Origin of the sequence: Flavobacterium sp. 2755 (assembly GCF_031455715.1) — a bacterium.
GTDB lineage: Bacteria > Bacteroidota > Bacteroidia > Flavobacteriales > Flavobacteriaceae > Flavobacterium.
The window spans coordinates 194,303-207,354 of the sequence record NZ_JAVDTG010000005.1; the positions used below are offsets into that span (position 1 = coordinate 194,303).

The following is a 13,052-nucleotide window of genomic DNA, read 5'->3' on the forward strand; positions in this document are numbered from 1 at the left end:
AAGAAAGCTCATGATTCTATATATTAGAAAACTGTTATGGTGCCTTTTGGGAATTAATTACTATAATTATTTAAAAGGTAAAAATAATATCTATTTAAAAGATGCAAAGTGGGCAGTTGTTGGAAATAAAACTTACGATAATGGCGCTTTTGTCTGGAAATGGTATAATGATTCGAGCTTAAAAATTGGTAAATACTGTTCCATAGCAAATGATGTAAATTTCATTTGCGACTCTGGCTTTCACACAGAAAGTGAAGTTACTTCATTTCCTTTGTTTCATCAAATTTTGGAGAAAAATGATGAAGTAATAATCAACAAAATAACTTACAAAGTCAGTGACATAAATGAAAAAATAACAGCTAAGAAGGCTGGTATAATAATAGGAAATGACGTTTGGATTGGAATGAACGCGACAATCTTACCAGGTGTGAAAATTGGAAATGGAGTTACAATCATGTCTGGAGCTGTCGTTTCAAATGATATTCCGGATTATGCAATTGCTGCGGGCGTTCCGGCCAAAATAATCAAATACAAACACAACCCGGAAATTATTGATGCTTTGAATAAAATTAGCTGGTGGGATTGGTCAGATGAAAAGGTAAAACAAACTGTAAATGACTTCTATCTTTCAATAGAGGAGTTTATTAAAAAACATTCATAAATGCATATTTGTTTCCTAACTAACGAATTTCCAAAACAAGGATTTCCACATGGCGGAATTGGCAGTTTTGTTAAAACACTGGCTGCAGCATTAGTAAAAAAAGATATTCAGGTATCTGTTATTGGCATTAATTACACCTCAAGCGAGGAAACAGAAGTTGTGGAAGGAGTCAATGTTTATCGACTGAAGAAAAGTACTGTCAAAGGATTTTCATGGTATTTCAACTCAAAAGCAATAACCCAAAAAATTATTGAAATTCACAAACAGAACCCTATAAAAATTATAGAATCTTCTGAATTGGGTTTTGCTTTCATATCGAAAATAAAAGATATAAAATACATTATTCGTCTTCATGGAGGACACCATTTTTTTGCTGAAGGCGAAAACAGAAAAATTAATAAATGGAAAGGGTTTCAGGAAAAAAGATCTTTTAAGAAAGCCGATGCTTTTATTGCAGTTTCTCAATATGTAAAAAACCATACGGAGAAATATTTAAGTTATAATAATAAACCAATAGCATACATAAGCAACCCCATTGATACTGATTTCTTTAAACCAATTGGTAAAAATGAAATTCAAAACAAAATTGTCTTTGCAGGAACAGTTTGTGAGAAAAAAGGAATACGTCAATTAATTCAGGCTTTTCCCTTTGTGAAAAAAGAATTTCCTGATGCCACACTGGAAATTTATGGAAGAGATTGGTTTTTTCCAGACGGCACATCATATATAAAAATGTTAAAAGAGAAGGAATTGCCAAAGCTAAAAGAACAGGCAAAAGGCATTCAGTTTCACGGAGCAGTTTCTTATTCTAATATTCCACAGGCATATTCTGAAGGAGTAATTTGTGTATTTCCTTCTCATATGGAAACGCAGGGATTAGTTGCTCCAGAAGCTATGGCGATGGAAAAAGCAGTCGTTTTTACAAAATTAGGCCCAGGCCCGGAAGCTATTGAAGATTATAGAACAGGATTATTATGCGATCCACATAGTCCTGAAGATATTGCTGAAAAAATTATTTGGTTTCTTTTGAATGAACAAGAAGCCAAAACAATTGGAAAAAAGGCAAGGGAATTTGTACTTCAAAAATATGCGTTAGAACATATTTTTAAGCAAAATGTTGATTTCTTCAAATCTATAATCACTTAATACATTAAATAAATTAGGTTTATGAAAACCGTTTTAATAGCTCATAATTACAATGAAAATTCATTTGCCGTAATTAGTTTTTCATTAGCTAATTATTTGGCAGATCTTGGTAATAGAGTTGTTTTTATTTCTTACAGACCTTATTTCTCTGAAACAGAAATAATCAAAAAAGAAAAAGGAGAAATAATAATCTTTTCTTGGCCATCTGAAAAGCGGCCAACTTCATTGAAAGATGCGATATGGTTCTCCAAATTATATTTTAAATACAAGCCTGATGTGGTAATTGGTCACTTTGTTGGAGCCAATATTACTATTGGGATATCAAAATTATTATCATTAAATAAAACCCGAACATTTGCTTATTATCATACTCTAATGGAACAAATTGAGTTAGATAATAAAAAAATGAAATTAAAAAAAGATATTTTATTTCTCAGAAAGAAAGTATTCTATAAACTGTTTTGTGATGTAGTAATTTGTCCTTCAGAATTGGCTAAAACGGATTTTGAAAAAAGCTATCATTCTAAAAAAGGATTAGTTGTTTTAAATCCCATGAAGGATAGGTTTTTGAACTCAAAAACTATTGATGGAAATGCGATTATTGTTTCTTTTTTAGGAAGGCTCGCTCACTCAAAGGGAATAATAGAATTAATTGAAGCATTTAAAATTTATAAGAAAGAGAATCAGTCTTCGAAGATTATTTTGAATATTGCCGGAAACGGGGGATTAGAATTAGAAATTAAGGAATTAATCAAAGACGAAAATTCAATCAGATATTTTGGCGCACTAAAATATACTGAGATTGATCAATATCTTCAAAATAGTCACTTCGCAATAATACCATCAAAAATTGATAACCTGCCTACAGTTGGATTAGAATCTATGATGAATAATACGCCTTTGTTAATATCAAATACAACCGGCTTAACTTATTACCTGGAAGACGGGAAGGAATGTTTCAAATTTGATGCAACTGTTGAATCCATAAAATTATTATTTAAAAGAGTCGAAGATGGTTTTATTAACCAGCCCAAAATGGCTGTTGATGCTAGAAAAACTTACTTAGATAAATTTAGTATAGAAAAATATTGTTCTAATTTTTCTAAAGAAATATTGAAATGAAATTTGCAATTATTACCAATGTTAATCATGTTGAAAATAGCGGGCAATTTTTTGGTTACGCACCTTATGTGCGTGAAATGAATATTTGGTTTAAATATGTAGATAAAGTAATAATAGTTGCCCCATTAATTAGAGCCAATCCAACAGACATCGACATTGCTTATGTTCATAACCAAATTGAATTTAGAAAAGTATCAGATTTTAGCTTTACCAGTTTTAAGAATATATTATTCTCAATAGTTAAAATTCCAGTAATTCTTTGGAGCATATTTTGGGCAATGAAAAACGCAGATCATATTCACTTAAGATGCCCTGGAAATATGGGTTTACTAGGCTGTTTTGTTCAGATATTATTTCCCGGAAAAATAAAAACTGCAAAATATGCTGGAAATTGGGATCCCAAAAGTAAACAGCCTTGGACTTATAAATTGCAAAAACGTATTTTAAATAATACTTTTTTAACCAAAAACATGACGGTTTTAGTGTATGGTGACTGGGATAAACAATCTAAAAATATTAAATCTTTTTTTACAGCAACTTATTCTGAATTGGAGAAAATTCAACCAGAAAAGCCGTCATTAGATCCCAATATAAAATTTATTTTTGTCGGAAGTTTAGTCTCAGGAAAAAATCCAATGTATGCAGTAAACATAGTTGAAGGATTAGCTAAAAAAGGAAAAAGCGTTATTTTAAATTTATATGGAGATGGTGTTGAAAGAAATGTTTTGCAGCAATATATAACTAATAATAAACTTGACAGCATCATTTTTCTAAAAGGGAATCAAACAAAAGAAATAGTAAAAACCGCATATCAGGAAAGTCATTTCGTGATCCTGCCTTCTAAAAGCGAAGGATGGCCAAAAGCACTTGCAGAAGGAATGTTTTGGGGCTGCGTTCCCGCAGCTACAAAAGTTTCATGCATTCCATATATGCTTGATAATGGAAAAAGAGGTCTTATGCTGGAAATGGATTTAGAGAAAGATATAAGTCAAATTAATGATGTTTTAAACGAAAATAATTTCTTAGCACTTAGTAAAAATGCTGCTGATTGGTCTCAATATTACACAACAGAAATTTTTGAACTTGAAATTAAAAAGCTGTTAGAAAAATGAGAATACTACAATTAATAGATTCTTTAGAATCTGGCGGGGCAGAACGAATGGCTGTTAATTATGCAAATGCACTTTCAAAAGAAATAACTTTTTCCGGCTTAGTTGCCACAAGAAAAGAAGGAGAGTTAATCCATCAAATAAGTGAAAATGTTTCCTATTTGTTTTTAAACAAAAAGAGAAAAATTGATCTTAAAGCGATTCTTAAACTAAGAAGGTATATACTTGAAAATAAAGTTACTATTATTCACGCTCATAGTTCTTCTTTTTTTACTGCTGTTTTAGTCAAATTAACCTTTGTTAAAATTAAAATTGTATGGCACGATCATTACGGAAGTCGTGTTAATGAATCATGGAAACAAAATAAAGTTTTAATTTTTTTATCTGTTTTTTTTTCATCCATTTTTGTAGTTAATTATCAATTAAGAAACTGGAGTCAGAAAACAATGCTATGTAAAAAAGTAGTTTTTATACCTAATTTTACTATAGAAGAAAAGGATGATAATCAAATTACAAATTTGAAAGGCACAGAAGGAAAACGAATTGTTGTTTTGGCAAATTTGAAAAACCCTAAAAATCATATTTTAATTTTAAAAGCTTTTCAAGATTTAAAATTACAAAACTCAGATTGGACACTGCATTTAATAGGAAGAGATTATTTAGATGAATATTCAAATTCGTTAAAAATTTTTATAAAGAATAATGAATTAGAAAAGCATATACATTTGTATGGAGAAAGAAAAGATGTTAAACATATTTTATCTCAAGCATCTATAGGAGTTTTAGCTTCTACAGAAGAAGGATTCCCGGTTGCATTATTAGAGTATGCAATGAGCAATTTGGGAGTTGTTTCAACAAATGTTGGTTTTTGTGCAGAGATTATTCAACATGAAATAACAGGATTAGTATTTAGTCCTTTTAATGATTTTGAGTTGAAAGTTCAATTAGAAAAAATGATAAAAGAAGAAGAGTTTAGAAAAACGGCGGCAGATAATTTTAGAATATCAGTTATAAAGAATTATTCAGAAAAAGTTGTAATCGAGAAATTAGTGTCTGAATATAAAAGATTAAAATAATGAAAAAACTTTCCTTATCTTATAGTTTTCTAATTTTAATTCATGCTGTAATTGCATTGGCAGTTTTTGCAATTCCTTTTTTGTCAAAAATTTATGCACTTTTAATTCCTGTTGTAGGACTTTATATTGTTAGCCGTAATAAAAACAGAAATAACGAAGTACTTTTTGTCGCAGCATATTTGGTTGGCGCTGAGGTTTTTTTGCGAATGACAGGAGGTAATTTAAATAATGAATACATAAAACTTTGCGTAATTATTTTTATGTTTTTGGGCATGATTTATAGCAATTTTTCTATAAATGCTTTAATTTATGTTCTGTTTATTATTTTTTTAATACCAGGGATTTTTATAGCACTTACTGAAGCTGATGTGAATACAGATATTAAAAAAGCCTTAGTTTTTAATTTGTCTGGCCCATTTTGTCTTGCAATTTCTTCTATATATATGTATAAAAGAAGAATCCTGTTTACAGATTTACAAAATATCTTGACTACAATGGGAATGCCTATAATTACAACTGTAATTTATCTTTTCTTATATAATCCCAGCGTAAAAGATGTAGTAACGGGAACTAGTTCTAATTTTGAAACTTCAGGAGGATTTGGCCCTAATCAGGTTTCGACTATACTAGGTTTAGGAATGTTTATCTTTTTTACGCAATTGATATTGTTTTCAAAATCAAAAAGAATTGTTTTATTGAATATTCTAATATTAATTTTTATTAGTTATAGAGGGATTGTAACTTTTTCCAGAGGAGGAGTTATAACGGGCGCAGTGATGATTGGATTTTCACTTCTTTTTTTGTATTATTTTTCAAATGCAAGAGCAAAAAAGAAGTTTATTTTGATCTTTGTTTTGATCGGATCTATGGGCGTTGGAACCTGGGTATATAGTTCATTGCAGACAAGAGGACTTATCGAAAAACGTTACGCAAATCAGGATGCAAAAGGACGTGTGAAAAAAGATAGATTAGGAGGAAGAGAAGCTATTATGGATGCTGATTTAAAACTTTTTTTAGATAATCCTGTTTTAGGTGTGGGTGCAGGAATTGGTAAAAAATTGCGTGAAGAATCTTTAGGTCAGGCTGTTGCATCACACAATGAAATATCCAGAATGCTTAGCGAGCATGGTATTTTTGGTATTTTTGGACTTTTATTACTTTTTATACCTCCTTTTATACTTTATATTAATAACAGACAGCATTTGTATTTTTTGTCTTTTTTTGTTTTTTGGCTTTTAACAATAAATCATGCAGCAATGCGAATCGCAGCCCCAGCTTTTGTATATGCAATGATGCTGCTTTCTGTTCAGATAAAAATTCCTGAAAAAACAAGTAATAACCTAAAGTAAATGTCGTTTTTTATAATACATTTGCCCCAAGTTTAAGCCCCTAAACCTACCATAATATGCGTTCAACTAATAAAATGCATTTTGAAATTTCAGAACGAAAAGTTTTGCTTTTTGCTTTTGATGCTATTTTCGTTTTGTCTGCATTATATTTTTTAAGTTTCTTTTTTGACTATCGCTATTTCGCTTTAGAAATAGAAATTATTTACAGACCCATTATACTTGTTGGTTATTTGTTCATTTTTGGAACAATTTTCGAAATGTATAATTTACAGGTCGCAAGCAATCAGTTTCAAATACTCAAAAGCGTTGTCCTTTCGGTTTCTACAACAGTTCTGGCATATCTGCTTACACCTATTTTATCGCCGGAACTCCCAAAGCAGCGATTGATAATATTGATTTTTTATTTAACAATATTGCTGGTTGTATTAATGTGGCGTTTCTTTTATGCATTGTTTTTAGCATCGCATCGTTTTTCTCAAAATGTAGTTTTAATATGCGATCAGGGTGAGGTAGAAGAATTGGTATTAGGATTAGAAAATGTTGATCCACATTATAAAATTATTGGGTTTGTTAATTCTGATTCTCTTTCTAAAGAAAATTCCGAATTTCACTATGTAAAAGAAATTGATAAAAGTGAATTAGAAGATTTTGTAGTCAAAAACAGCGTTTCTGAAATTGTGATTGCTTCTCAAAAAACAGATGGAATCACTGCCGATTTATACCAGCAATTACTTCACTTACTAGAATCCGGAAATGTAATTCGGGAATATACACAAGTTTACGAAAGTAAAACACAGCGTATTCCTGTACATTATATAGCTCGGGATTTTTATCGTTTTTTTCCTTTCAGTCGCAGCAATAACAATAAATTGTATTTGTTTTTAATACGTTTTATAGAGCTGTTGTTCTCTTTAACGGGTTTAATAATCTGCACGGTTTTCATTCCCTTTATTTTTATTGCAAATCTTATCGGAAACAAAGGCAGTCTTTTTTATACACAAGACCGCGTTGGAAAAAATGGTAATGTTTTTAAGATTTATAAATTCAGAACTATGATTGAAGCTTCTGAAACAAATGGTGCTGTTTTTGCCGTTTTTAATGATAAAAGAATTACTCCCTTTGGCAAATTCATGCGTAAATCCAGAATAGACGAATTACCACAGTTTTTTAATATTTTAAAAGGAGATATGGCTGTAATTGGCCCAAGACCCGAAAGACCATTTTTTGTGGAGGAAATCGCCAGAGTAATGCCTTTTTACGAAACTCGCCATGTAATAAAACCCGGACTTACCGGCTGGGCACAGGTAAATTATTCATACGGAGAATCGATTGATGAAAGTTTGATAAAACTGCAGTATGATCTATACTACATAAAACATAGAAGCGTTGTCCTTGATTTAAGTATTACTTTTAAAACAATTACGACTGTTTTATTTTACAGAGGCCAATAAAATTAGATTATTATTGGTATAGGTTTAACATTTCGAATCACAACTCTTACCAAAACAAAACCACTTGTAATGATCATTGGCAGTACAATTAAAAAATGTGCCTTATTGATCATAAATAGGCTGTAAACAACTAAAAATATTAAATGTAAAACAGCAAATCTATAAGTCCATCTTTTGTTCTTTGCAATCGAAAAGAAAATCAAAAGCAATAAAAGCGGACTAAATAGTAATACGTTATAATTCATTGCCAGTTCTTGGTGAAAAGAATAAAATCCAACCGAAACAAAAAAGATTCCCATTAAAGATAAAATCAAAAGATAGATTTTGTCTACAATTTTGTTGTGTACAACAACTACAAACCCTAAAATAAACAAATAAGTATAAATGTTATTCCACCAGGAAGATGGAGTTTCTTTTTCAAAACTTAAAAGTGTTTTGCTTTTTCCTGCTAAAAGATGACCTTGAAAAGTTGTTTCATCTAAACTATTTTTTAAGTCAAAAGGCAGAAAAATTCTGGTAGCCAATTGATCAACTTTAGTTCCAAAAATAATACTTGTTCCCAATTGATCATAAAAATGCCCTTTAAAATAAGGAAACAAAACAGAGCGATAAGTTTTATCAGTATCATTCTTTTTTACAATTACATTTCCGCTTAAAGTTGAATTGATAACATCAACAACCATCGATGTACAATTTTTATCAATAAACTTATATGTATAGTAACGTTCTTCCGATAATAAAACAGTATTTAGTTTGTCAAAAAGCTTCTGTTTTAATTCAGGGGAAAGAAGTAATTCCTGCTCAAAAACACTTCTTTTTTCATAAGTATAATCATTTAAGAAATCTGTAAATGAATGAGCAACTACAAAATACTGCAAGTCGCCTTTTGTAAATTTGGCAACAAAATTTGGCGTTCTAAAATCAAAAGCGCCATAATTATAAACTATATCAAGATTGTTAATTGGGTCTGCAACACGAATGGCAGTATGTCCAAAATAAGAATAAGTTTCATTTCCTAATCCGCAGGTAATGACACTTATTTTAGCGTATTTTGATAATGGTATATTTTGGCTAAAGCCAATAGTAAAACTTAGTAATAATAGTAAACTAAAAAGTGTTTTTTGTAAAAGGACTTTTTTCATAATTTAAAATTTTAAGAAGTTTATTATCTAAAAATACCAAGATCAACTTTTATAGAGAAAATATTCGAATACAAAGCCGCACTTTGATTTCCTAAATCAGTCAAAGCATAATCAATTTGAATGCCTTTGTATTTAAAACCAAGACCAATATTAGGCTGAAAACTTAATTTTTCAGTATTGTCTAACTGCATCACATTTTGAAAATTTCCCGCTCCGGCTCTTAAAAAAACAATATCTGTATAGCCAAATTCAAAACCAAGTGCAGGATCAATACTCACAACTTTAGATGAAATAATATCGTTTGTCTGTTCAAAACGCATATTCAAATTTCCAGCTGCCAAAAGGCTGTAATCATCATGAAATTCGAATTTTTTAGAAACTCCTAATTGTGCTTTTGGTAAAGTGATTTCGGTGCTTTCTGGTAATTCGTTATTTTCTCCCGGAATCGCATTCGCAATTTTTGCATATTCTTCCTCATCAATATTCCAAACATTGTAAGTTGTTGTAATATCGCGAAGCATTAATCCGAATTTCCAGTCGTTATGTTCAAACTGAAGCCCGACATCAAAACCAAAACCCCATGAATTGGCAAATTTCCCAATTACTCTTCGAATGATTTTTGCATTTACTCCATATTGAAACCCTTCAACAGGAAGTTTTCTCGCGTATGAAAAAGTAAAGCCATAATCGGCTGTAGAAAATAAACGAATTCTGTTATAATCAATATTTCCCTGACTGTCGATTAATTGAGTCGTATCCATAATGTCATCGACACCAAAACGAATCATCGAAATTCCCCACGCACTTCGATCATCAATGGGACTTGCATACCCAATAAAGTCATATTGAGCAATATTGGCAAAATAACTGGCGTGCATTAACGAAACTTGATGATCTTCCAGATGTGTTAAACCAGCCGGATTCCAGTAAACAGCATTTACATCATTTGTAGAAGCAGTCACAGCACTAGACATTCCCAACGCTGCTGCATCGACACCAATATTCATAAACTCATTCGAATATTTTCGAACGGTTTGTGCATATTGCGAAGTAAAACTCCAAAATAATAAAAACGCAGAAAGTTTTTTCAAAAGCTGATTTTTTGCAGACTGACGCCTGTTTTTAATTTTCATCAAAAATATAATATTTTATGCATCTAATTCAAATTATTGTAAAACTTAAATTTTTATTGAAAGAATGTTTACAATGCTTTTTGCTGATTAGAATTTTAATAGAAATTTTTTCTATTAATGTCGCTTATTTATGCGAAATTTGTCATTCAAAATTTATCAAAACCTAAATATGAATATCAAAAAACACATTCCGAATTTAATTACGTTAATTAATCTTTTTTGTGGCTGCGTTGCAATAGTTTTTATTTCTGAAGCCAATTATGAAATGGCTTTTTACATGGTTTGTTTAGGAATCTTTTTTGATTTTTTTGATGGTTTTTTTGCCAGATTATTTAAAGTTTCAAGTCCGCTTGGTTTGCAGTTAGATTCTTTGGCCGATATGGTAACCAGTGGAGTAGCTCCGGGTTATGTAATGTACAGTTTGTTTACAAACAGCGCACACGAATTAGGAACAAATGCTTTTATTCCGTTTTTAGGATTTATCGTGACTTTAGGTTCTTGTTATCGTTTAGCTAATTTCAATATTGATACACGTCAGACAGATTCATTTATAGGATTGCCAACTCCGGCAAATTCTCTTTTTATTTTAAGTCTTCCTTTAGTTTTAAAGTTTTCAGATTCTTTATTATTGCTTGAAATCCTGACAAACCAATATGTTTTATTAGCGATCACTTTATGCAGTGCTTATATCTTGAATGCCGAAATCCCGTTGTTCTCTTTAAAAGTGAAGAAGTTTAATTTGAAAGATAATGCTTTACAGATCGTATTTCTTTTGATTTCCTTCGTTTTACTTTTATTATTCCATTTTGGAGCCGTTCCATTAATCATCATTTTTTACGTTTTACTATCAATCGTAAATAATTTGTTTTTGAAAAAAAAGTAGTTTTATTCGAATGGCAAGAAAAACGACTTATCGTAAAACATATTCAAGAAAACCAGCAGGGAGGTCATTTCTAAGCAGGTTTTTTCGATCCCTTTTATTGATTCTCTTTGCGCTTCTTTTTATTGGAATTGTTTATCACTACCGCAAGGGACTGGCTTATTATTTAGGATTTAAATCAGAAAAAGTTTTAGATGAAGATGAGGTAGACAAACATCTTTCTGATGTGAGAAATATTCGAGTTCTCGAAAATCACAAAGGAAAAGTTGTTGGAATTGATGTGTCTGAATTTCAAGGAAAAGTCGATTGGGATGAAGTTGAAATTTTGGACGAAAAATATCCCGTACAATTTGTTTTCATTCGTGCAACTGCCGGCAACGATCGCGTTGATGCTCAGTTTAAACGTAATTGGGAAGGCGCTAAAGAAAATAAAATTATGCGCGGTGCATATCATTATTATCGCCCAAATGAAAACTCAATAGAGCAGGCCAATCTTTTTATTAAAACCGTAAAATTGCAAAAAGGCGATTTACCTCCCGTTTTAGATATAGAGAAACTACCAAAAAATCAGCCTCTGGACAGTTTAAAAAAAGGTTTAAAGCGTTGGTTAACTAAAGTGGAAAAACATTATCAGGTGCGCCCAATAATTTATTCAGGAGAAAGATATTATTCAGATTTCTTAAAAGAAGAATTTGGAGAATATTTGTTTTGGATTGCCAATTACAATTTCTACCGGGAAAAAATTGAAGATGACTGGCTGTTTTGGCAGTTTACAGAAAAAGCTTCTCTGCCGGGAATCAAACATCGTGTTGATGTCAATATTTACAATGGCGATTTAGAACAGCTGCAGTTTATTACTGTGGAGTAGTTTTCAGTTTGACTGATATTATCATCTGGATAATAATCCCAGTACAGCTATTGAAAGTAAGGCTAAAATAATTAAAGCAGAAAAAGGATTGGCAAAATTAATGGTATAACCCATAGATGGTATTCTTTTAGGAGGAAATAATCTGCTGTCTTTAGGGTTATAGTAAAAACAGAACAAATACCAATTGTTTGGATCTTTGTGCCAATTGTCGTAATCTTCCTGAGTTGGTTTTTCTGAATTCATCGTATTTTAGATTAGTGATCAGTGTTCAGTTTTTTAGTGTTCAGTCAAAAAACAAAACTGATTACTTAAAAAACTGAACACTGACCACTGTTTTTTAAAACTCCAATTTCTTTTTACGAAGTTCGAAGTTTTGTCCAAGATAAACACGGCGAACCATTTCATCTTCAACCAATTCTTCAGGAACTCCTGCTTTTAGGATTCCTCCCTCAAACATTAAGTATGTTTTATCTGTAATCGCTAAAGTTTCCTGGACGTTGTGATCTGTAATCAGGATTCCGATATTTTTATTTTTTAACTGTGCTACAATTCTTTGGATATCTTCAACCGCAACCGGGTCAACTCCGGCGAAAGGCTCATCCAATAAAATAAATTTTGGATCTGTTGCCAAGGCACGGGCAATTTCGGTACGACGACGTTCACCCCCAGAAAGTAAATCGCCACGGTTCGTGCGAATATGTTCTAAACTGAATTCCTCAATCAAACTTTCCATTTTAGCAATCTGCTCCTCTTTAGAAAGTTTAGTTAATTGTAAAACACTTAAAATATTGTCCTCAATACTTAATTTTCTAAAAACAGAAGCTTCCTGTGCCAAATAACCAATTCCTTGCTGTGCACGTTTGTACATAGGATAATCGGTAATATTTAAATCATCAAGATAAATGTTTCCTGAATTTGGTTTTACCAATCCTACGATCATATAAAATGAAGTTGTTTTTCCGGCACCATTTGGCCCCAAAAGCCCAACGATTTCTCCTTGGTTTACTTCAACAGAAATTCCTTTTACAACACTTCGGCCTTTGTAGGTTTTTATTAAATTATCGGCTCTTAATTTCATTTTTTAAGTTTAATCGTTTAATCGATAAATCGTTTAT

General features: G+C 31.2%; 13 protein-coding genes. 9 read left to right on the forward strand and 4 right to left on the reverse strand.

Annotated features, from left to right (window positions below; genetic code table 11):
- Positions 1 to 10: 10 nt before the first annotated feature.
- From J2Y38_RS13605 to J2Y38_RS13635, 7 genes are read left to right on the forward strand one after another with little or no spacing between them, the layout of a single operon-like run.
- Positions 11 to 661 (forward strand): CatB-related O-acetyltransferase, encoded by a 651-nt coding sequence (locus J2Y38_RS13605; RefSeq protein WP_309843419.1) that lies wholly within the window; start codon positions 11 to 13, stop codon positions 659 to 661.
- Positions 662 to 1,807, forward strand: coding sequence for a glycosyltransferase family 4 protein (locus tag J2Y38_RS13610; RefSeq protein ID WP_309843422.1), 1,146 nt, complete (start codon positions 662 to 664; stop codon positions 1,805 to 1,807).
- 21 nt (positions 1,808 to 1,828) lie between these two features.
- On the forward strand, positions 1,829 to 2,929 hold the full coding sequence (locus J2Y38_RS13615) for a glycosyltransferase family 4 protein (protein ID WP_309843425.1): 1,101 nt from the start codon (positions 1,829 to 1,831) through the stop codon (positions 2,927 to 2,929).
- On the forward strand, positions 2,926 to 4,041 hold the full coding sequence (locus tag J2Y38_RS13620; protein ID WP_309843427.1) for a glycosyltransferase: 1,116 nt from the start codon (positions 2,926 to 2,928) through the stop codon (positions 4,039 to 4,041). The genes J2Y38_RS13615 and J2Y38_RS13620 overlap by 4 nt, the downstream gene beginning before the upstream one ends.
- Positions 4,038 to 5,114, forward strand: a complete 1,077-nt coding sequence (locus J2Y38_RS13625) for a glycosyltransferase (RefSeq protein WP_309843429.1) — start codon at positions 4,038 to 4,040, stop codon at positions 5,112 to 5,114. Before J2Y38_RS13620 ends, J2Y38_RS13625 begins: the two co-directional genes overlap by 4 nt.
- A complete protein-coding gene (locus tag J2Y38_RS13630; protein ID WP_309843432.1) occupies positions 5,114 to 6,463 on the forward strand; it encodes an O-antigen ligase family protein in 1,350 nt (449 codons plus the stop codon). The genes J2Y38_RS13625 and J2Y38_RS13630 overlap by 1 nt, the downstream gene beginning before the upstream one ends.
- A gap of 56 nt (positions 6,464 to 6,519) precedes the next feature.
- Positions 6,520 to 7,914: an exopolysaccharide biosynthesis polyprenyl glycosylphosphotransferase gene (locus J2Y38_RS13635; protein WP_309843435.1), complete on the forward strand. Its 1,395-nt coding sequence runs from the start codon at positions 6,520 to 6,522 to the stop codon at positions 7,912 to 7,914.
- A 2-nt stretch (positions 7,915 to 7,916) separates the two neighbouring features.
- Here the strand turns inward: J2Y38_RS13635 and J2Y38_RS13640 are convergent, their stop codons facing one another.
- Positions 7,917 to 9,056, reverse strand: a complete 1,140-nt coding sequence (locus tag J2Y38_RS13640; RefSeq protein ID WP_309843438.1) for a DUF4105 domain-containing protein — start codon at positions 9,054 to 9,056, stop codon at positions 7,917 to 7,919.
- A gap of 23 nt (positions 9,057 to 9,079) precedes the next feature.
- Positions 9,080 to 10,063 carry a PorV/PorQ family protein gene (locus J2Y38_RS13645; RefSeq protein WP_053470940.1) on the reverse strand — a complete coding sequence of 328 codons (984 nt, stop codon included), beginning with the start codon at positions 10,061 to 10,063 and terminating at the stop codon, positions 9,080 to 9,082.
- Between the two features lie 295 nt (positions 10,064 to 10,358).
- On the opposite strand from J2Y38_RS13645, the gene J2Y38_RS13650 reads away from it, so the two are divergent.
- Positions 10,359 to 11,072: a CDP-alcohol phosphatidyltransferase family protein gene (locus tag J2Y38_RS13650; RefSeq protein ID WP_309843441.1), complete on the forward strand. Its 714-nt coding sequence runs from the start codon at positions 10,359 to 10,361 to the stop codon at positions 11,070 to 11,072.
- 10 nt (positions 11,073 to 11,082) lie between these two features.
- Entirely contained in the window at positions 11,083 to 11,937 is an 855-nt protein-coding gene (locus tag J2Y38_RS13655) for a glycoside hydrolase family 25 protein (protein WP_309843444.1), read from the forward strand.
- 21 nt (positions 11,938 to 11,958) lie between these two features.
- Here J2Y38_RS13655 and J2Y38_RS13660 read toward each other — a convergent pair whose 3' ends face one another.
- The gene (locus tag J2Y38_RS13660) at positions 11,959 to 12,180 is read right to left on the reverse strand and encodes a DUF5808 domain-containing protein (RefSeq protein WP_180860828.1); all 222 of its coding nucleotides are present in this window, start codon (positions 12,178 to 12,180) and stop codon (positions 11,959 to 11,961) included.
- 94 nt (positions 12,181 to 12,274) lie between these two features.
- On the reverse strand, positions 12,275 to 13,015 hold the full coding sequence (gene lptB / locus J2Y38_RS13665; RefSeq protein WP_053470913.1) for an LPS export ABC transporter ATP-binding protein: 741 nt from the start codon (positions 13,013 to 13,015) through the stop codon (positions 12,275 to 12,277).
- Positions 13,016 to 13,052: the final 37 nt, after the last annotated feature.